Genomic DNA, 19,167 nt, shown 5'->3' with positions numbered 1-19,167 from the left:
AAAGACCCTATTTTTTCAAGGTGACAGGTTAAGGAAAGGCCCGCCAATAGTCGTATTCAGGGGTGTTTAGAGAGACTAAATAATCATAAGGTTATAACGAAAAAAAACCCAAGCGATTGCTTGGGTTTTTTTGTGGCTGTAGAGCCGAAAACGAATTAACGTTTTGAGAACTGTGGTTTCTTACGTGCTTTACGTAGACCCACTTTCTTACGTTCAACTTCACGAGCGTCACGAGTAACGAAACCAGCTTGACGAAGTGTAGGACGTAGAGTCTCATCGTACTCCATAAGAGCGCGAGTGATACCGTGACGGATAGCACCAGCTTGGCCGAAACCGCCACCGCCAGTAACCGTTACGTATACGTCGAATTTCTCAGCAGTTTCAGTCAGTTGAAGTGGCTGCATCACGATCATACGTGCAGTTTCACGACCGAAGTACTGCTCAAGAGTACGGTTGTTGATAGAAACAGAACCAGTGCCTGGACGTAGGAAAACGCGGGCAGTGGAAGTTTTGCGACGGCCAGTGCCGTAGTACTGAGTAGTTGCCATTGTTCGTTTTCCCTTAGATGTTCAATTCTTTAGGCTGCTGAGCAGTGTGCGGATGTTCCGTACCTGCATATACTTTCAGCTTGCTGTACATCGCACGACCTAGAGGGCCTTTTGGCAGCATGCCTTTAACAGCAAGTTCAATCGTACGCTCAGGGAAAGTCTGGATCATCTTATTGAAGTTTGCTTCTTTAAGACCACCCGGGAAACCAGAGTGACGGTAGTACATTTTGTCGTTACGTTTGTTACCAGTAACGTGTACTTTTTCAGCGTTAACAACGACGATGTAATCGCCAGTATCAACGTGCGGAGTGTATTCCGCTTTATGCTTACCGCGTAGGCGGCGAGCGATTTCAGTTGCTAGACGACCAAGGGTTTTACCTTCTGCGTCAACAACGTACCAGTCGCGTTTTACTTCGGCTGGCTTAGCGCTAACAGTGTATGACATTGTATTTTCCTACTATAAGTCTCGAATCAAAATCGAGGATAGATCCCGACTTACCTTATAATTATTCGTTGTGTGGTAATCACAACCTTCCATTCCGCAATTACGCGGAGCGCGGATTATACAGGAATTTATGCTTATAAAACCAGTGTAAATTGAATTTTTTTTAGGTGGTTGGAAGCGTTGCTTTAAGCTCTGGAAAACCGCCGATAGGGTCGTGTCAGGCTGAAGCCAGACACGGACAGGTTGTAGATAGCACATTCGGTGACTGGCTTCAGCCTGTCACCCGCTTTCAACTTACGCTCTATGCTCTCTCGCCAGGTACTCATGCGACTGCATCTCAAGCAGTCGAGATTTGGTTCGTTCGATCTCAAACTCCAATCGACCCTCTGTGTAGATCTCATGAATGGGCTTTTCGGCTGAGATAATCAACTTCACACCGCTGTCATAAAACTCATCGACTAGGTTGATAAAGCGACGCGCTGCATCATCATTGGTACGCCCAAGCTGTGGAACATTACTTAGGAGTACAGCATGGTAGAGTTTCGCCAACTCAATGTAGTCGTTTTGTGAGCGCGCCCCTTCACACAGCGCACTGAAGTCAAACCAGATCACATCCTCACAAGCTTTACGAGCCGTTAACATGCGGTTGTTGATCTCAATCGACAGGTTCTCTTCTAACTCTTCAAGATCTGGTGCCAAACCATTAAAGCTCTTCTCAAGCGACTCATCAGCACCATCATCCAGTGGCCAGTGGTAGAGTTCAGCTTGCTCAAGTGTTCTTAAACGGTAATCGATGCCACTGTCGACGTTCACGACCTCGGTGTACTGATTAAGCAGCGCAATGGCTGGCATAAAGCGCGCACGTTGCAGACCATTCTCATAGAGACCATCAGGCACGATGTTGGAGGTCGCTACAAGAGAGACGCCGCGGGCAAATAGCTCTTCAAGCAAGCTACCCAGGATCATCGCGTCGGTGATATCAGAGACGAAAAACTCATCAAAACAGATAATCCGCGTCTCTCTCGAGTACTTCTCAGCGATGGTAACCAAAGGGTTTTTAGTGCCATCTAAAGCTTTCAGCTCAGCATGGACTCGCTGCATGAAACGGTGAAAGTGCGTACGCATCTTTCTCTCGAAGGGCAGCGTGTCATAGAAGGTATCCATCAAGTAGGTCTTACCACGACCCACACCACCCCAGAAATAGAGACCTTTAATCGGCTCCACCTTCTCTTTCACCACTTTTTGCTTAAGACGACCCAGAAGTCCTGGAGCCGGCGCATTCTCAGCTTCAATTAGCTGATCATGAAGTCGCTGCAAGTGTTCAACGGCCATCTCTTGAGTGGCGTCGTATGAAAAGTCGTCGCGCTGCAAATCCTTTTTGTAGCGCTCTAGTGGAGTACTCATTGGCAATAATGACCTATTAATCCTTCAATCTCGGCGCGAACTTTACTGCTGTTGCCTCTCTATTTCAAATTCAGCCGATAACAATTGGTAGTAGGAAGGCTGTTAATAGACCGGTCAATCCCATCGCCAAGCCAGCAAAAGCACCGGCTACTGCACCCACCTCCAACGCTACGGCCGTGCCAAAACCATGGGAGGTCAAACCCAATACGAAGCCTCGAACAGCCTGATCCTCAACTCGCATTCGCTTAAGAATGATCGGCACCAAAATACTACCCATCACCCCGGTCACTAACACCAAAGCAGCGGCCAAGGAGGGTAACCCTCCAATCTTCTCCGCAATACCCAAAGCGATAGGCGATGTAACTGACTTCGGTGCTACTGACATCAAGGTTTCAGCTCGAGCATCAAATAGCCAAGCCACACCAACTGCAGAGAGTGAGGCCACCAGTGCACCCACTGCACTGGAGACTAATATCGGCAACCAGAGCCTACGAATCTCATCAAAATATTGGAACATCGGTACTGCCAGCGCCACCGTCGCAGGCCCGAGTAGGAAGTGAATAAACTGAGCACCTGAGAAATAGGTCTCATAAGGTGTTCCGGTCACCAACAACATAAGAATCAGGACAACCATGCTGATCAAGACAGGATGTAAGATGGGCGAACGATCTGCACGTTGATAGAGCAAATTCGCCAAGGTAAACACAGCCAAGGTCAACACAATCCATATCAGAGGTCGGGCAGCAAAGTAGACCCAAAAGTCGGTTCCTATAATCACTTCTCACCCCCTACCCGCTTCATTAACCACTGAAACAGAGCCGCCGTCAAAATTGTCGCCAGAATGGTCGATATCAATAGAGCCAATAGAATGATCCACCACTCGCTGGCCAGTAGATCAAAGTGCAGCACCAATCCCACACCAGCAGGTATGAACAGAAGCGCTAAATTCGATAGCAATCCATCGCTGGTGATTTTAAGTGAATCTGGAATACGGCCGAGCCCTAACAGACCAAACAACAGCAGAACCAAACCGATGACAGGACCCGGTAGCGGCAACCCCAATACAACAACCAGCGACTCACCCAACAGCTGAAATGCCAGCAGTATTAAAAACCCTTGAATCATAATGCACCTCCAAATTTAAAGCGTATCACGATCGCTAATTCCGAATAACAAAATACATTTTACTTTGTAAAAAATAGAGAGTTTGAAACAAAAAAACCCTGCAGTGCAGGGCTTTTATAAGTGAGTTCTCTTAACTTACAAAACCAAACGACGAATATCGCTTAGCAATCCGTTAAGATCTGTTAGGAATCGACCCGCATCGCCGCCGTTGATCGCACGGTGGTCATACGACAGGCAGAGTGGCAGCATCAAGCGAGGCTCAAACTCCTTACCATTCCAACGCGGCTTGATATCCGCTTTAGAGACACCCAGGATAGCCACTTCAGGCGCATTCACGATAGGGGTGAAACCTGTACCGCCGATACCACCAAGACTAGAGATTGTGAAACACGCTCCCTGCATCTCATTTGGCTTGAGCTTACGATCCTTCGCTTTACCCGCCAGCTCAATCGCTTCATTAGAGAGCTCGTAGATACTCTTCTTGTCTGCATCCTTGATAACAGGAACCATCAGACCGTTAGGGGTATCAACCGCAATACCAATGTTTACAAACTTCTTGTAGACAATGTGCTCACCATCCGCATCCAGAGAAGCGTTAAACTTCTGATGACGCGTTAGTGCAATCGCAGCCGCTTTGATCAAGAAAGGAAGTGGTGTCAGTTTCACACCCTGCTTAGCCGCTTCATCCTTCATCTCCTTACGGAAAGCTTCAAGTTCGGTAATGTCAGCATCATCAAACTGAGTCACATGAGGGATGTTCAACCAGCAGCGAGACATATTGTCACGGGTGATCTTATCGATCTTGCTTAGCTTAACTTTCTCGATCTCACCAAACTTACTGTGATCTACCGCAGGAATTGCAGGTATACCACTTCCACCAGTCACCGCGGTAGCAGGAGCTGAATCCAACTTCTGTAGCGCACCTTTAACGTAGGCTTGAACATCCTGCTTAACAATACGACCCTTGCGGCCAGAACCCGTTACTTTGGAGAGATCCACACCATACTCACGCGCAATGGCGCGAACGGCAGGACCAGCATGAACTGAGCGATTACGCTTCTCTAGATCCACTAAATCCGTTGTTGATGCAACTGGAGCTGGTTTCTCAGGTGCTGCTGACTGCGCTGGAGCAGGCGCTGAAGCCGCTGGTGCAGGTGCAGAAACAGGAGCTGCTGCAGGAGCAGTGCCTACCACCTCAAGCTCTAATAGAAGATCACCTTCGTTAACTTTATCGCCTTCGCTGATCTTCATCGATTTAATGACACCAGCCGCTGGTGACGGAACTTCCATTGACGCTTTGTCGGTCTCAAGCGTAATCAGGCTATCGCCTTCAGCGACACTATCACCCTCTTTGACCAACACCTCGATCACATCGACATCCGATGCACCACTTAGATCTGGGATTAATACAGACTCAACGCCGCCTGTCGGTGCCGCTGCAACAGGCGCTGACACTTCAGCAGGTGCCGCAGCAGGTGAAGCTTCAACAGGTGCTGATACTGGCGCAGCTGCACCGGCTACTTCAAGCTCGATCAGTAGATCGCCTTCATTGACCTTGTCACCCTCGGCAATCGTTAGCGCTTTAACGACACCCGATGCTGGAGAGGGAACTTCCATAGAAGCCTTGTCTGTCTCTAAAGTGATTAGGCTATCACCTTCAGACACCGCATCACCGACAGCGACCAACACCTCGATTACATCCACATCAGATGCACCGCTCAGGTCTGGAATTAGAACCTGTTCGATAGTCGACGCAGCCGCCACTGGAGCAGCCGACTCTACAGGCGCAGAGACTGGCTCAATCGATTCTGGCTCAGCAACGGCTGCTTCAGCCGGTGCAGACTCAGAAGAGGCAATCTCAATTTCCATTAACAGATCGCCCTCATTGACTGTGTCGCCTTCTGAAATTGCCATCGACACAATCTTACCTGCTTGCGGTGAAGGCACTTCCATAGAGGCTTTATCGGTCTCTAGTGTAATCAGGCTATCGCCCTCAGCGACCACATCCCCAGCAGCCACAAGTACTTCAATCACATCAACGTCAGTTGCGCCGCTGAGATCTGGAATGTTTACAGTAATAGTACTCACAGTTATCTCCTTACGAATTCTTCAAAGTTCTCAATCGACTTAAACCGTCCAAGGTGCTGGTTTATCCGGGTTGATGTTGAACTTCTGAATCGCGCTAGCGACAACTGAAGCTTCGATTTTGCCCTCTTCCTGAAGTGCTTTAAGCGCTGCTACAGCGACGTAGTAACGGTTAACTTCGAAGAAGCTACGCAGTTTGCTGCGTGTATCTGAACGACCGAAACCATCAGTACCCAGTACTTTGTAGCGACGTGGAATGTACTCACGCAGCTGATCAGCATACATACGCATGTAATCTGTAGAAGCGATAACAGGACCCTCGTGACCTTTCAAAGATTGCTCTAGGAAGGACTCACGTGGTTGCTCTTCTGGGTGAAGCATGTTCCAGCGATTCACTTCCATCGCATCGCGAGTCAGTTCGTTGATCGATGTTGTGCTCCAGACATCGGCCTCAACACCAAACTCCTCACGAAGGATGGTGGCACCTTCGCGCACTTCACGAAGGATTGAACCACAACCGAACAGCTGAACACGAAGATCAGCTTTCTTACCCTCTTCAAGCAGGTAGATACCCTTAACAATCCCCTCTTCAGCTCCGACAGGCATCTCAGGATGCTGGTAGTTCTCATTAAGGGTAGTGATGTAGTAGAACTTATTCTCTTGCTCTTGATACAAACGACGCATGCCGTCTTGCACAATCACCGCAACTTCATAGCCGTAAGTTGGGTCGTAAGAGATACAGTTTGGAATCATCTGCGCCATCAGGTGTGAATGACCGTCCTGGTGTTGCAAACCTTCACCATTTAACGTCGTACGACCTGAGGTTGCACCAATCAAGAAACCGCGCGCTTGTGAGTCACCCGCCGCCCAAGTTAGATCCATAACACGTTGGAAACCGAACATTGAGTAGAAGATGTAGAACGGAATCAGCGTACAGTTACTATTCGAGTAAGCTGTTGCACAAGCCAGCCATGCAGAGAATGCACCCGACTCGTTGATACCCTCTTCAAGGATCTGACCTGACTTGCTCTCTTTGTAGAACATGATCTGGTCATGGTCATGCGGTACGTACTTCTGACCTTCAGAGGTGTAGATGCCCAACTGACGGAACATACCTTCCATACCAAAGGTACGTGCTTCATCAGGGACGATCGGCACGACTCGCTCACCAAGATTCTTATCTTTAACGATAGAACTTAGCACACGGTTAAATGCCATCTGTGTTGATAGCGAACGTTCGCCACTCGATTTAAGCTGACCTGCGAAGGTATCCAGAGCAGGCACTTCAAGCTGTTCAAACTCAGTACGACGAATTGGGTAGAAACCACCAAGTTTCTTACGCGCACCCAACATGTACTTCATCTCAGGTGAATCTGGACTTGGGCGGTAGTATGGCAGCTCTTTTAGCTGATCATCTTCAACTGGAATATTAAAGCGATCACGGAAATCTTTAAGATCATCCAGTGCCACTTTCTTCATCGAGTGAGTATCGTTTTTCGCTTCACCCGATTTACCAGTACCGTAACCTTTTACAGTTTGAGCCAAGATAACCGTTGGCTGACCTTTGTGCTCAACCGCAGCCTTGTAGGCAGCGTACACTTTGTATGGGTCATGACCGCCACGGTTAAGGTTCATGATATCGTCATCAGACATATCCTTAACCAGCTCAAGAAGCTCAGGGTATTTACCAAAGAAGTGCTCGCGTGTGTAAGCACCGCCGTTCGCCTTCATGTTCTGAAGTTCGCCGTCGACCACTTCGTCCATACGCTTCTGCAGTAGACCCGTCTTATCGCGTTCAAACAGCGGATCCCAGTGACGACCCCATAGACACTTGATGACGTTCCAACCCGCACCGCGGAAGACACTCTCTAGCTCTTGAACGATCTTACCGTTACCACGAACCGGACCATCCAAACGCTGCAAGTTACAGTTAACAACGAAGATAAGGTTCTCTAACTGCTCGCGACCAGCCAGTGAGATAGCACCCAAGGATTCTGGTTCATCACACTCACCATCACCTAGGAATGCCCAAACTTTACGATCACCACGTTTAACCAAATCACGTGCAGACATGTAACGCATCACGTGTGCCTGGTAAATGGCTTGGATTGGACCTAGACCCATAGAGACGGTTGGGAACTGCCAGAAATCAGGCATCAACCAAGGGTGTGGGTAAGACGATAGACCATTACCATCAACTTCACGACGGAAGTTGTCTAACTGCTCTTCAGTCAGACGGCCTTCAAGGTAAGCACGTGCATAGATGCCTGGTGAGATGTGGCCTTGGAAGAAGACCATATCAGCATCTTGCTCGCCTTCGTTACCACGGAAGAAGTGGTTAAAACCGATATCATAAAGTGTTGCTGAAGATGAAAATGAAGAGATGTGACCGCCAAGTCCCTCATCGTTGTCATTCGCTCGCATCACCATCGCCATCGCGTTCCAGCGGATGAAGGAACGGATGCGGCGCTCCATAAATAGATCACCAGGAAGAGGCGCTTCGTTCTGTGGCGCTATAGTGTTTTTATAGGGTGTGCTCAACTCTGAACAGTTTTCAACACCTAACTCAGCCGCTTTGGCACCCAATTTTCTAAGAAGGTAAGACGCTCGATCGCTGCCTTCATGTTGCGCAACTGACTCTAATGCCTGAAGCCACTCATCCGTTTCAATTGGGTCGATATCTTCAATGATTTCGTTCACAGTACTCTCCCTTTTGCGCCATTTCCGTTGACGCTTGGACCTTGTAAAAAAGGTACCTGGTTGATCGTTTGAAGCGCAGTCAATCTGCGTCTAGCTTTGATTTATGTAAAAACACTACACAGGCACTCGACTTTAGTCCAGAGATATTTCAGATTTTAGCGACAAGTGTAGCACTATTACGACAACACCCTCTTTTTGCTACGGATAATTGAAAGTTTTTACGCATAAGCGAAATAAATAACCAATTTAATTCAATAGTAACGTTTTGTTATATGAAAAATTGAGTCTATTTGGAGTATCCTTTGCCATACTTATTTTTTTGATGTCAGGACTCTCAATGACAACCAGCGCCGATCTTTTATTACTGCTTGAGCGGGTCTTCTCAACCGTATTTCCAATCATTGCCATAGTCACTGCTGGCTACCTTTACGCAAGAAAGGCAAATCCCGACTTACAAGTCGCAAACCGCATCAACATGGATATCTTTTTGCCGGCGCTTATATTCAGTGTTATGGCTGGAAAGAGTTTTGATCTGTACGCACACTTAGATCTAGCGTTAGGGTCGATCGTCATGGTGCTAGGTGCAGGAATAGTGATGAAACCGGTTGCGAAGCTTCTGGGCATCTCTTCTAAAACCTTTGTTCCGCCAATGATGTTCAACAACTGTGGCAACCTAGGTCTGCCTCTAGCACTTCTGGCTTTTGGGGATGCCGGCCTTGCCGCTTTTGTGGTGATGTTCTTAGTGAGCAACCTGTTGCACTTCAGTCTGGGCATTCATATTGTTGATGAGAACGCCAAACTCACAGGGCTTTTTAAGAATCCGATTATCTTATCAACCTTTGCTGGATTAGCTTGGGCGCTATTCAAATTGCCATTGCCTACATGGCTGGCTACACCCATCGATATGTTGGGCCAGATATCGATTCCATTGATGCTGTTTGCATTAGGGGTAAGGATGATCAGTGTCGATCTAAGCCAGTGGAAGATCGGTGTCTATGGAGCCATCTTTTCACCATTAAGCAGCCTAGTATTCGCGATACCCTTTGCTTGGATTATGGGTCTCTCTAAAGAGTTCACCGCCTACATTGTGTTATTTAGCGTACTGCCACCGGCGGTTCTGAACTATATGTTTGCTGAGCGCTACAACCAGCAACCTGAGACGGTTGCTTCTATTGTACTGATCGGAAATTTAGCCAGCCTGGCATTCATTCCTCTCACACTCTTCTTCGTACTTTAATCAGGTTTAGGAGGCCCCTCTGGAGCCTCCTAAGCACTATTCGTTATTCACTCATAGGTTTAGCCGGTTCAAGAAGAATGTATTCCACATTTTTCTCAACGGTGGCGACACCTATTCCACGAACTGCTGTGAGCGCTTCAACAGAGTTAAACGGACCATTCGCATCACGGTAAGCAACAATCGCTTCAGCTTTAGATTGGCCAATCCCATCCAAAGCATCCGCCAGCTCAACGGCATCTGCTGAATTAATGTTAACCGGATAACCTGCCATCGCAGTCGATGAAAACAGTGTAAAGAAGAGTGGTGCTAGAACTCGTGTAGAGAGAGATTTGATGTTCATAGTGAACCTCCATGTCTTATTTGAAATGAGAGCAATCCTTACTCTCACTATTCACACTAGACCATGGATCAAAAAACACCAAAAAATATTTATATTTTTTCGCAGTAAGGTGTCTGGCTTCAGCCTGACACCACTTTAACAGCGGTTATCCAGTAATGAGTGTCATTTGAAAGAGGTGTCAGGCTAAAGGCCAGACACCTCAAAGTGTTTACCTTGAACCTAAAGCCAAATCTACTTCTGACTGCACCGCAATGGCCGCGGCTTTAGGATCTTCTGAACCGGTTATTGGACGCCCAACCACCAAATAGGTGCTACCTGCAGCGATTGCTTCAGCAGGTGTCATGATGCGACGCTGATCACCGACTACAGAACCCGCTGGGCGAATACCTGGAGTCACAAGCTGGAACTGATCGGAGGCTTGAGCTCTGATTGCAGCCGCCTCTTGTGCTGAACAGACCACGCCATCAAGTCCTGAACTCTCTGTCAATGTGGCTAAGCGCTTAACCTGATCAATGGGATCGATATCCAAACCCATCTCGGCCAGATCGCTGCGCTCCATACTCGTTAGCACGGTCACCGCAATCAAGGAGGTACGTTGCGGCCCCTGGCTACGCTTCTCAACCTCTTCACGAGCCGCTTCCATCATTCGACGGCCGCCACTGGCATGGACATTAACCATCCAGACCCCCAGCTCGGCTGCAACACCACAGGCTTTTGCAACGGTATTGGGGATGTCATGAAACTTAAGATCCAAGAAGACTTCAAAACCGAAAGCGTGCAGACGTTCAACCACATCAGGCCCACAACGAGTAAATAGCTCCTTACCCACTTTGACACGAGAGACCTCAGGATCTAACTGCTTAGCCATCGCAATGGCGCTATCAGCTTCTGGATAATCTAGGGCAACAATAACGCGTTTGTTATCTTCAATGGACACTCTATTCACCTTCTAAACCTTGGATTGGGCGGATACTACCCCATCGCTTACAACTTGGACACTGCCAAACTAAACTGCGTGCTGCATAACCACAATGACCACAGCGGTAGACCGGTTTTGACATCTCGAGCTGCTGCGTCAACGACCGCAAATTCAACAGACTCTCTCGTGCACTGGATGAGCCATGCTCAATATGCATATCAATTAGGCGGTTAAAACCTTTTACTGATGGGCGACTCTTCAACGCCTCAGTGATAAATAGGCCCGCAGCAAAAACCCCTTCCCTATCTCTTTTCAACTCAGCCAAGGCAAGCATCACGCTGGTTGAGGGGTACTGCTTCATTAAGTCATTTAGATACTGGCTCAAACCAAGCTCATCACCTAAAGCGTCAAAACATCGCCTGAGTGGATTGAGTGTTTCTGGTATAAACAGTGGGTCTTGATCGGCAATGCTTTGCAAGGCTCTAATCGCCGAACGCCATTGCGACTTCAACATGAATACTCGAGCTGAGATGAGATTGGCTCGAACACACTTTGCATCGGTAGACAACGCAAACTCTAACTCTTTAAGTGCAGGGTCTAATTCACCATTAGAGATGTGATTTTGGGCAAGCTCACAGTGATAGTGTGAGAGCTCATTAACAAGCTCTATACGGTTTTTCTTTGGCAAAATATCAGCACTTTGCAGCGCCCGATGCCACTCACCCTCTTGCTCATAGAGACGGATTAGCAGAACGATGGCGCGATATCTTAATTCTGGATAGTCGGTCTGTTTGGCTAGAGGTGCAGCAGCGTCTTCTGCACGATCTAGCAAGCCTAGAGCAAAAAAGTCTCGTGCTAAGGCCAATTTCACACGCTGACGATCATAAACTGAGAGATCTTTACGCTTTAACATGCGCTCATGAATTTGAACGGCACGATCGATATCGCCTTTACGCCTCAGCAGCTTGGCCAACGCAATGTGTGCCGGCAAATTGTCAGAGTTAACCTCAAGGGCATGAATGAACGATTCGATCGCCTCTTCCGTTCGGTTATCAATGAGGTGATCAAGACCTGACAGATAGGCTGGTGGTAGTGCTTGATTGCGACGATCTTTTCTTTTCAGGCGTCGATTACCCAGGTACCAACCTATGGCAACGGCAATCAGTAGAAAGAGAAAAATTAGGTAGGGGGAGTTGGCACTCATTCTGCGCCTCGTTGAACCTCACGATTCAACGTCTCAATCTGTTGCTCAGCATTACGCAACTTACGAGCCGAATTGAGCAATTTAGCACGCAGTGTCAGCACTCGTGCACTGGTCAATAGAATACCGACTAACAGGCCGACAACCATTGAGATGATCAACCAGATCGATAGGCTTGCTTCGGGTAGCTTCACCCAGACCAAATCAATGACGACGGGTGTTGTATTATGAATGGTGAGAACAATGCCCGTTAAAAGAACCAACAGAGCAATCGCTGACGTGATAAGAAGTTTAATCGCTCTCAAACTTAATACTCATCTTTCAAGCTTGCATTCACTTGCTCGCGCAGCTCTTTGCCAGGCTTAAAGTGTGGTACATGCTTGGCCGGCAGAGAAACGGATTCACCCGTTTTTGGGTTGCGACCGACGCGGGGGGCACGATAGTGAAGTGAGAAGCTTCCGAATCCGCGAATCTCAATACGCTCGCCATCGGCTAAGGTATCAGCCATTTGAGTTAACATGATTTTCACTGCCAACTCGACATCTTTCACAGAGAGTTCCGGATGTTTGTCTATTAGGCGTTCGATCAGCTCAGACTTAGTCATACCCACTTCCTATCGATACTGAAAACAGGGTAATAAGCTCACCCTGTTTTCTATCACTCTTTCTTACCCATCTGCTCTTTGATGAGATCACCAATGGTCGTTGCGCCTACATCCATATCTTTTGGAGCAGACTGAACCGCTTTAAGTGCTTCTTGCTGCTCTTTGGCTTCAATCGCTTTAACTGACAAGAAGATAGAACGATTACGACGATCAACATTGATCACAATCGCTTCAACACTATCACCCACAGAGAGCTCTGCAGATAGATCTTCAGTTCGTTCACGGGCAAACTCAGCCACTTTCAAAATAGCGTTTAGACCTTCAGCCACTTCAATTTCAGCTTGACGAGCATCCACTGCTACAACCGTACCGGTAACTTTAGAGCCCTTACCGTTCGCTTCAGCAAAGCTGCTAAATGGATCAGAGGCAAGTGCTTTAATGCTCAGAGAGATACGTTCACGCTCTGCATCCACTTGCTGGATAACCGCTTCAACCGTATCGCCTTTATTGAAACGTTTAACGGCCTCTTCGCCAGACTCATCCCAAGAGATGTCAGATAAGTGAACTAGACCGTCTACACCACCATCTAAGCCGATGAAGATACCGAAGTCAGTGATTGAGCGGACAGTACCAGAAACTTTGTCACCCTTATTCGTTGACGATGCAAAGGCATTCCAAGGATTTTCGCGGCACTGTTTAATACCTAGAGAGATACGGCGGCGCTGTTGGTCGATATCGAGAATCTGAACTTCAACCTCATCGCCAACCTGAACAACTTTAGATGGGTGGATATTGCGGTTAGTCCAATCCATCTCTGAGACGTGAACTAGACCCTCCACGCCCTCACCGATCTGTGCAAAACAGCCATAGTCAGCAAGCTTAGTCACCTTAGCAGTAACGCGCTGACCCACAGTATAGTTTTCGATAGCCGTAGTCCAAGGATCTGCAGCCAACTGCTTCATACCTAGGGATACGCGCTTACGCTCTTGATCGTAGCGAAGAACCTTAACGTCGATCTCATCACCAACATTAAGCATTTCACTTGGGTGTTTGATACGTTTCCAAGAGATATCGGTAATGTGAAGAAGACCATCGATACCGCCAAGGTCAATGAACGCGCCGTAATCAGTAAGGTTCTTAACAATACCTTTAAGCGTTGCGCCCTCTTCCATCTGCTCAAGCAGCTTCTCGCGCTCTTCGCTGTTGGCCTCTTCTAGAATCGCACGGCGTGACACAACAATGTTGTTGCTCTTCTCATCGAGTTTAACAATTTTAAGCTCTAGATCTTGATCATCAAGATGGCTGGTATCGCGCAGTGGGCGAGTATCCACCAAAGAACCCGGTAGGAAGGCGTTGATGCCGTTAACCATAACCGTTAGGCCGCCACGGACACGACCACTGATGCGACCAGTAACCGTCTCGCCAGCTTCATACGCTTTTGCAAGAACAGCCCATGCTTCTGCACGCTTGGCACGTTCACGCGAAAGTTTGGTTTCACCGAAGCCATCTTCTAGGGATTCAAGCGCCACTTGCACTTCATCACCAACAGCGACTTCAAGCTCACCTGCAGCGTTTTTAAACTGATCGATGGGAATAACCCCATCTGACTTAAGACCCGCTGTTACAACAACAAAGTCATTTTCAATACCTACTACGGTTCCAGTAATGATGGAACCTGGTGTCATATTGACCTGTTCAAGACTCTCTTCAAACAGATCTGCAAAGCTTTCGCTCATGGTCTAAGCCTCAGTTTACGGAGTGCTAACGCAACCCTTTGTGGCGTGCTTGTTCTAGCACAGTTTTCATAACTTCATCGATAGACATAGATGTACTATCGAGAATCACGGCATCATCGGCTGGGCGAAGTGGCGCAACCGAACGGTTCATGTCACGATCATCTCGCGCACGAATATCTTCTAATATAGTTTCAAGGCTAGCACTCAGCCCCTTATCTATCAACTGCTTATAACGACGATCCGCGCGAACCTCTGCGGAGGCATCCAAGTAGATCTTCAACGGTGCCTGAGGAAATACAACGGTTCCCATATCACGTCCATCGGCCACCAAGCCGGGGGATTGAGCAAAATCGCGTTGACGTTTCAACAGTGCAGAGCGCACTTCAGTAATAGCGGCCACTTTAGAGGCATCGTTACCTATCTGCTCCGCACGAATAGCATGAGTGACCTCTTCACCTTCAAGTAAAATAGTCACCTCATCGCCCTGTTCAGAGGCAACAAAGCGCACATCGAGATGCTCAGCCAACACCTGCAGTGCCTCTACATCACTAAGATCAACACCATGATGGTTCGCAGCCAAAGCCGTCAGGCGATACAAAGCCCCGCTATCCAACAAGCTCCAACCAAGCTCCTGCGACAGCAATCGACAGATCGTACCTTTACCTGAACCACTTGGCCCATCAACGGTAATGATAGGGCATGAATTTTCATTATTGAGTGGATCCATCCACTACTCCTCAATCAATTTAATACCGACCCTTCGCGCCTGATCAATCAGTTCAGGAAAGGCGGTACTGATTGCTCGACATCCGTTAATTCGGATGGAACGATCAAAACGTAAACTTAACATCAGTAGAGCGAGTGCAAGTGCTGGGTGCTCTGCAGCTTCCAACTCACAGGGACGCCAATCTGAAACCGGCGAAATAGTGACATCAGTCTGTGACATACTGATGTCGGCACCCGCTTTACTTAACTCATCCACTGTCGTCTTGAATAGGGCTCTCTGTCGTTCTGGAATTCGATCGATACCTAATATAGTCGAATCACTCTGAGCAGACGCCATCGCTAACAGCAGTAGAGGGAGATCATCCCCAACCGAGGCCAACTCAGATGAGAGGCACTCGATACCTGATAACAACGAGGCTTTTACCTCTAAATCAGCGACCGGCTCACCGCCCGCATGACGATTGTTATTCAGCGCAATGTGCGCACCCATGCGTTCAAGTAGACGCAAAGAGTGAAGTCGAGTGGGATTCGCACTGACATTTTCAATAACCAGACTCGACTCTTGTTGTAAAAGAGCACCCACCGCGAAGGCGAAGGCGAAACTCAGATCCGCTGGTACCTGAACCGAACAGGCTTTTAGCGAAACGCCCGACTCGATAAACAGTCGACGTCCCTCTCTCACCAATTGAACACCAAAGGCATCTAGGAGACGTTCAGTGTGATCACGCGTCGTATTCGGCTCATAAACCTCTAATTCAACACCCGCACTGATGGCCGCCAACAATAATGCACCTTTAATCTGAGCACTGGCATGGCTTGGCGCATAAGTAATCGATTTAAAGCGCTGACCACCCTTAATAGTGATTGGCAGCGAGCCTGTATTACTGTCGATGGAGGCACCCATCTGTGTCAGTGGATCGATAATCTCTTGCAGCGAGATCTTGGATAACTGCTCACTGCCCGTTAACCTCACATCGAAGTCTTGAGCAGAGAGTAGACCTAACAACATTCTTAACGAGGTCATTGAGCTACCAAAATAGAGAGGCGCTGACGGCGCTTGCAGTCCATTTAGACCCACACCAAACACTCTTACTCTACCTTGGTGTGGACCTTCGATAACCACGCCCAAATCACGGAAGATCTGAATCGTTGCTAGAGTATCTTCACTCTCAATTAACCCCTCGATCTCGGAGACACCCTCGGCAATCGCTGCCAACATAATGGCGCGTTGCGAGATTGAACGATCGCCGGGCACTCGTAACTCACCGCTCAACTTAGCCGTGGGAGATGAGACCAGCGTATCAATGGCATCACCTCTGAGCTCAGCATAGCCAGCACGCTCTAATACCAAAGAGAAATGTTCACGGGAGGCTTTAGCACGGGTAAAAATGCCCAATAAGCGTAGACTGTCACCCTGATCAACAGCAGCTCTTAGATCTTGCACACCCGTCATAAAGCGATCTATCTGCTCTAGCAACTGCTCACGGTTGGCGAAACAGACGTCATGCCACATGGTCGGATCACTGGCTGCAATTCGGGTAAAGTCTCTAAAGCCACCGGCCGCATAACGAAAGATATCGGTACTCTCAGCTTCTGCTGCTAAGGTATCTGCGAGTGAAAAAGCTAAGAGATGAGGTAAATGGCTGGTCGCCGCTAAGACCTGATCATGACGCTTAGGCTCCATTTGAACCACTTCAGCACCAATTGCCTGCCAGACTCGGGCCAGAGTTAGCGTCGCTTCGCTAGAGGCTCCCTCAGGAGGCGTTAAGATCACTTTTTTATGATTGAAAAGATCCGTTTGCGATGCCGATACACCACTTTTCTCTGCGCCCGCTATCGGGTGGCCAGGTATAAATCCTGTTGGCAGACCCTCAGGCCAAATAGCTTTAGCCGCTTCAAGAATATTCAGCTTTGTACTGCCAACGTCGGTTAAGATCGCCTCAGGCTTTAGCCAAGGAGCGATCTGCAGCATCACCTTCTCTATCGCTTTGACTGGAACGGCCAATAGAATGAGATCAGACTGTTTTACCGCTGATTCAAGATCCGTTGCGATGCTATCAACCACATTGAGAGCCAACGCTAGGTCGCACTCCTCTTGATTGAGATCGAAACCGATCACATGCTGAACGCTAACCAACTCTTTTGCAGCACGCGCAAAAGAGCCGCCGATCAGACCCAGTCCAATGACTAATAGGCGCTCAGCTTTAAACGACATTAAGCAAGCGCCTCAGCTAGGGCTTTCAAGAAGCGAGCGTTTTCGTGCTCAAGACCGATACTGACCCGAAGATGATTAGGGAGTCCGTAATTGCCAACTGGGCGCGTAATGACACCCTCCAATAACATGGATTGGTAGATCGGCATGGCAGGCTGCTGCAAATCGATCAAGACAAAGTTGCCCTGACTAGGAACATAGCTGACACCCAATTCAGCGAGCCCTTCGGACATCTGTTTAAGGCCCTGCTGATTTACCTCTTGGCTTCTCTTCAGGTATTCAGAATCCGAAAGAACCGCTTGAGCTGCTGCCAATGCCGCAATACTGACATTAAATGGCTGACGAACACGGTTTAACAGATCGGTAACGGCGACTGAAGCATAAGCAAAACCACAACGAAGCCCTGCTAAGCCCCAGGCTTTGGAAAAGGTTCGAGTTACGATTAAATTATCGAACTCATCAGCCAGCAACAGTCCGTTCGGCATACTTTCGGCCATTAAATATTCGGTGTAAGCCTCATCCAAAACCACTATAACCTGCTCAGACACACGAGCCATGAACGCGCGAAACTGGTCTTCAGAGAAGACCGTGCCGGTTGGGTTATTGGGGTTGGCTAAGAAGATAAGACGCGTCTTGTCAGTAATGGCATTAGCCATAGCGTCTAGATCGTGACCATACTCTTTGGCTGGGGTAACTACGGACACGGCACAGCAGGCCTGAGTCACCAGCGGATAGACAATGAAAGCGTATTCTGAGTAGATCACCTCATCGTCAGGACAAACAAACACCCTAGCGATCAGCTCTAGTAGATCATTGGATCCATTACCCAGGGTTAAACGATCCTCTGCTAGCCCATAATGAGCCTTCAAGGTGCGTTTTAGCTCTGTTCCCGACGCATCAGGGTAGAGCGTTGCATCTTGTAGACTATCAATAGCTGCTTTAAGTGCGATAGAGCTTGGGCCCAAAGGGTTTTCATTACTGGCCAGTTTGATCGACTCAGTAATCCCCAGCTCACGCTCAAGCTCTTCGATGGGCTTCCCTGGTTGGTAAGGTGTTAACTGTTGAACACCCGATACTGCTAAAGTTTTTTGATCTACAGACACGATTTTAGTTCCTAAAAAACCGCTTTGGGAAAAAGACCCAGGTAGTGAAAGTTAAGTTCTGGCCCCAACAAAGACTGAAGCTGTTCAATCGACCTAGCGCCATCAAGCTCCATGTAGGTTAGGGATCCATCGGTGATATTTCGCTTCGAATCAGTAACCACTGATTCGGCACTCTCAACAATCAATGCTGTTTTATCATCGCCCGATGCCGAAACCTCTTGATGCCCTAACACTAAAAAGGCCTCATCACCATGGAGAGTTAACTCACCAACAACGTTTAACTGATGAGTCACCAATAACGACAAGACCTCAGGCAATCTATTTACTGAAAGAACCGCGTAGTGCAACGCTCCCTGCGCTAAGCTCAGCAAGGTTTCCGATGCACTAGCGAATGCAATAGGCTCAACCGAGTGACCAAATTGTTTCAGAGCAGCTTGCTCAGTATCTAATTCAGAGGTTGAAACAAACCCAACATTCATACGGTGCTCATGCGCCAGACAGACCGACATCACCTCCCTGAACAGACGTGCAATCTCCTGATCAGGAAGTGGTCCCTGATTGCGCTGCATCGCTTTACGAAGCACCTGCGCTTCTCGCTCAGGTCGATAAAAAACCGGCGAATTCGCACCAAAGTTATGCTTAATATCAGCCACTCTTTGGGCACACTCAGCACGCTTGTTCAACAGAGCATGAATCTCTTGATCAATCTGATCGATCTCATCACGCACCTGTGTCAGCGCCTCATCTTGAGTCAGCCCCTGGTAGAGATTCTGCTGATCCAT

General features: G+C 48.2%; 18 protein-coding genes. 1 reads left to right on the top strand and 17 read right to left on the bottom strand.

Annotated features, from left to right (window positions below):
• Window positions 1–155: 155 nt before the first annotated feature.
• The 7 genes from rpsI to aceE all read right to left on the bottom strand — a co-directional run bounded on the left by rpsI (window position 156) and on the right by aceE (window position 8,307).
• Window positions 156–548 carry a 30S ribosomal protein S9 gene (gene rpsI, locus XMG59_RS06430; RefSeq protein WP_173481300.1) on the bottom strand — a complete coding sequence of 131 codons (393 nt, stop codon included), beginning with the start codon at window positions 546–548 and terminating at the stop codon, window positions 156–158.
• Between the two features lie 13 nt (window positions 549–561).
• On the bottom strand, window positions 562–993 hold the full coding sequence (rplM, locus tag XMG59_RS06425; RefSeq protein WP_173481301.1) for a 50S ribosomal protein L13: 432 nt from the start codon (window positions 991–993) through the stop codon (window positions 562–564).
• 294 nt (window positions 994–1,287) lie between these two features.
• Entirely contained in the window at window positions 1,288–2,397 is a 1,110-nt protein-coding gene (gene zapE / locus XMG59_RS06420; RefSeq protein ID WP_173481302.1) for a cell division protein ZapE, read from the bottom strand.
• A gap of 70 nt (window positions 2,398–2,467) precedes the next feature.
• Window positions 2,468–3,175, bottom strand: a complete 708-nt coding sequence (locus tag XMG59_RS06415) for an LrgB family protein (RefSeq protein WP_173494847.1) — start codon at window positions 3,173–3,175, stop codon at window positions 2,468–2,470.
• On the bottom strand, window positions 3,172–3,522 hold the full coding sequence (locus tag XMG59_RS06410) for a CidA/LrgA family protein (RefSeq protein ID WP_173494846.1): 351 nt from the start codon (window positions 3,520–3,522) through the stop codon (window positions 3,172–3,174). Before XMG59_RS06410 ends, XMG59_RS06415 begins: the two co-directional genes overlap by 4 nt.
• A 135-nt stretch (window positions 3,523–3,657) precedes the next feature.
• Window positions 3,658–5,610: a dihydrolipoyllysine-residue acetyltransferase gene (gene aceF / locus XMG59_RS06405; RefSeq protein WP_173483076.1), complete on the bottom strand. Its 1,953-nt coding sequence runs from the start codon at window positions 5,608–5,610 to the stop codon at window positions 3,658–3,660.
• A 39-nt stretch (window positions 5,611–5,649) separates the two neighbouring features.
• Entirely contained in the window at window positions 5,650–8,307 is a 2,658-nt protein-coding gene (aceE, locus tag XMG59_RS06400; RefSeq protein ID WP_371731528.1) for a pyruvate dehydrogenase (acetyl-transferring), homodimeric type, read from the bottom strand.
• Between the two features lie 337 nt (window positions 8,308–8,644).
• Between aceE and XMG59_RS06395 the strand changes: the two genes are divergently transcribed.
• A complete protein-coding gene (locus XMG59_RS06395) occupies window positions 8,645–9,544 on the top strand; it encodes an AEC family transporter (RefSeq protein ID WP_173483077.1) in 900 nt (299 codons plus the stop codon).
• Window positions 9,545–9,587: 43 nt separating this feature from the next.
• On the opposite strand, the gene XMG59_RS06390 is transcribed toward XMG59_RS06395, so the two are convergent.
• The 10 genes from XMG59_RS06390 to pheA all read right to left on the bottom strand — a co-directional run bounded on the left by XMG59_RS06390 (window position 9,588) and on the right by pheA (window position 19,167).
• On the bottom strand, window positions 9,588–9,884 hold the full coding sequence (locus XMG59_RS06390) for a ComEA family DNA-binding protein (protein ID WP_173481307.1): 297 nt from the start codon (window positions 9,882–9,884) through the stop codon (window positions 9,588–9,590).
• Between the two features lie 208 nt (window positions 9,885–10,092).
• Entirely contained in the window at window positions 10,093–10,821 is a 729-nt protein-coding gene (pyrF, locus tag XMG59_RS06385) for an orotidine-5'-phosphate decarboxylase (RefSeq protein ID WP_173484328.1), read from the bottom strand.
• A 1-nt stretch (window position 10,822) separates the two neighbouring features.
• Window positions 10,823–12,007 (bottom strand): lipopolysaccharide assembly protein LapB, encoded by a 1,185-nt coding sequence (gene lapB, locus XMG59_RS06380; RefSeq protein ID WP_173481309.1) that lies wholly within the window; start codon window positions 12,005–12,007, stop codon window positions 10,823–10,825.
• Window positions 12,004–12,309: a LapA family protein gene (locus XMG59_RS06375; protein ID WP_173483079.1), complete on the bottom strand. Its 306-nt coding sequence runs from the start codon at window positions 12,307–12,309 to the stop codon at window positions 12,004–12,006. The genes lapB and XMG59_RS06375 overlap by 4 nt, the downstream gene beginning before the upstream one ends.
• Before the next feature lie 2 nt (window positions 12,310–12,311).
• Window positions 12,312–12,608 (bottom strand): integration host factor subunit beta, encoded by a 297-nt coding sequence (locus XMG59_RS06370; protein WP_173481311.1) that lies wholly within the window; start codon window positions 12,606–12,608, stop codon window positions 12,312–12,314.
• 53 nt (window positions 12,609–12,661) lie between these two features.
• Window positions 12,662–14,344 carry a 30S ribosomal protein S1 gene (gene rpsA, locus XMG59_RS06365; protein ID WP_173483080.1) on the bottom strand — a complete coding sequence of 561 codons (1,683 nt, stop codon included), beginning with the start codon at window positions 14,342–14,344 and terminating at the stop codon, window positions 12,662–12,664.
• 25 nt (window positions 14,345–14,369) lie between these two features.
• Window positions 14,370–15,071, bottom strand: coding sequence for a (d)CMP kinase (cmk, locus tag XMG59_RS06360; RefSeq protein ID WP_173481313.1), 702 nt, complete (start codon window positions 15,069–15,071; stop codon window positions 14,370–14,372).
• A 3-nt stretch (window positions 15,072–15,074) separates the two neighbouring features.
• Window positions 15,075–17,285: a prephenate dehydrogenase/arogenate dehydrogenase family protein gene (locus XMG59_RS06355; protein ID WP_173483081.1), complete on the bottom strand. Its 2,211-nt coding sequence runs from the start codon at window positions 17,283–17,285 to the stop codon at window positions 15,075–15,077.
• The gene (gene hisC / locus XMG59_RS06350) at window positions 17,285–18,385 is read right to left on the bottom strand and encodes a histidinol-phosphate transaminase (protein ID WP_173498397.1); all 1,101 of its coding nucleotides are present in this window, start codon (window positions 18,383–18,385) and stop codon (window positions 17,285–17,287) included. The genes XMG59_RS06355 and hisC overlap by 1 nt, the downstream gene beginning before the upstream one ends.
• An 11-nt stretch (window positions 18,386–18,396) precedes the next feature.
• The gene (gene pheA / locus XMG59_RS06345) at window positions 18,397–19,167 is read right to left on the bottom strand and encodes a chorismate mutase (RefSeq protein WP_173498396.1); all 771 of its coding nucleotides are present in this window, start codon (window positions 19,165–19,167) and stop codon (window positions 18,397–18,399) included.

It is taken from the genome of Marinobacterium sp. xm-g-59 (assembly GCF_013283315.1).
Taxonomy (GTDB): Bacteria; Pseudomonadota; Gammaproteobacteria; order Pseudomonadales; family Balneatricaceae; genus Marinobacterium_E.
Note: the sequence above shows the minus strand (reverse complement) of the source record. Positions and strands in the feature narration are given on the sequence as shown.

What these genes read in the sequence shown, in the direction of transcription:
- rpsI (WP_173481300.1), bottom strand. Translation starts at nt 548, where the DNA reads ATGGCAACTACTCAGTACTACGGCACTGGCCGTCGCAAAACTTCCACT.
- rplM (WP_173481301.1), bottom strand. Translation starts at nt 993, where the DNA reads ATGTCATACACTGTTAGCGCTAAGCCAGCCGAAGTAAAACGCGACTGG.
- zapE (WP_173481302.1), bottom strand. Translation starts at nt 2,397, where the DNA reads ATGAGTACTCCACTAGAGCGCTACAAAAAGGATTTGCAGCGCGACGAC.
- XMG59_RS06410 (WP_173494846.1), bottom strand. Translation starts at nt 3,522, where the DNA reads ATGATTCAAGGGTTTTTAATACTGCTGGCATTTCAGCTGTTGGGTGAG.
- XMG59_RS06395 (WP_173483077.1), top strand. Translation starts at nt 8,645, where the DNA reads ATGACAACCAGCGCCGATCTTTTATTACTGCTTGAGCGGGTCTTCTCA.
- XMG59_RS06390 (WP_173481307.1), bottom strand. Translation starts at nt 9,884, where the DNA reads ATGAACATCAAATCTCTCTCTACACGAGTTCTAGCACCACTCTTCTTT.
- lapB (WP_173481309.1), bottom strand. Translation starts at nt 12,007, where the DNA reads ATGAGTGCCAACTCCCCCTACCTAATTTTTCTCTTTCTACTGATTGCC.
- XMG59_RS06370 (WP_173481311.1), bottom strand. Translation starts at nt 12,608, where the DNA reads ATGACTAAGTCTGAGCTGATCGAACGCCTAATAGACAAACATCCGGAA.
- rpsA (WP_173483080.1), bottom strand. Translation starts at nt 14,344, where the DNA reads ATGAGCGAAAGCTTTGCAGATCTGTTTGAAGAGAGTCTTGAACAGGTC.
- cmk (WP_173481313.1), bottom strand. Translation starts at nt 15,071, where the DNA reads ATGGATCCACTCAATAATGAAAATTCATGCCCTATCATTACCGTTGAT.
- XMG59_RS06355 (WP_173483081.1), bottom strand. Translation starts at nt 17,285, where the DNA reads ATGTCGTTTAAAGCTGAGCGCCTATTAGTCATTGGACTGGGTCTGATC.
- pheA (WP_173498396.1), bottom strand. Translation starts at nt 19,167, where the DNA reads ATGGATCAGCAGAATCTCTACCAGGGGCTGACTCAAGATGAGGCGCTG.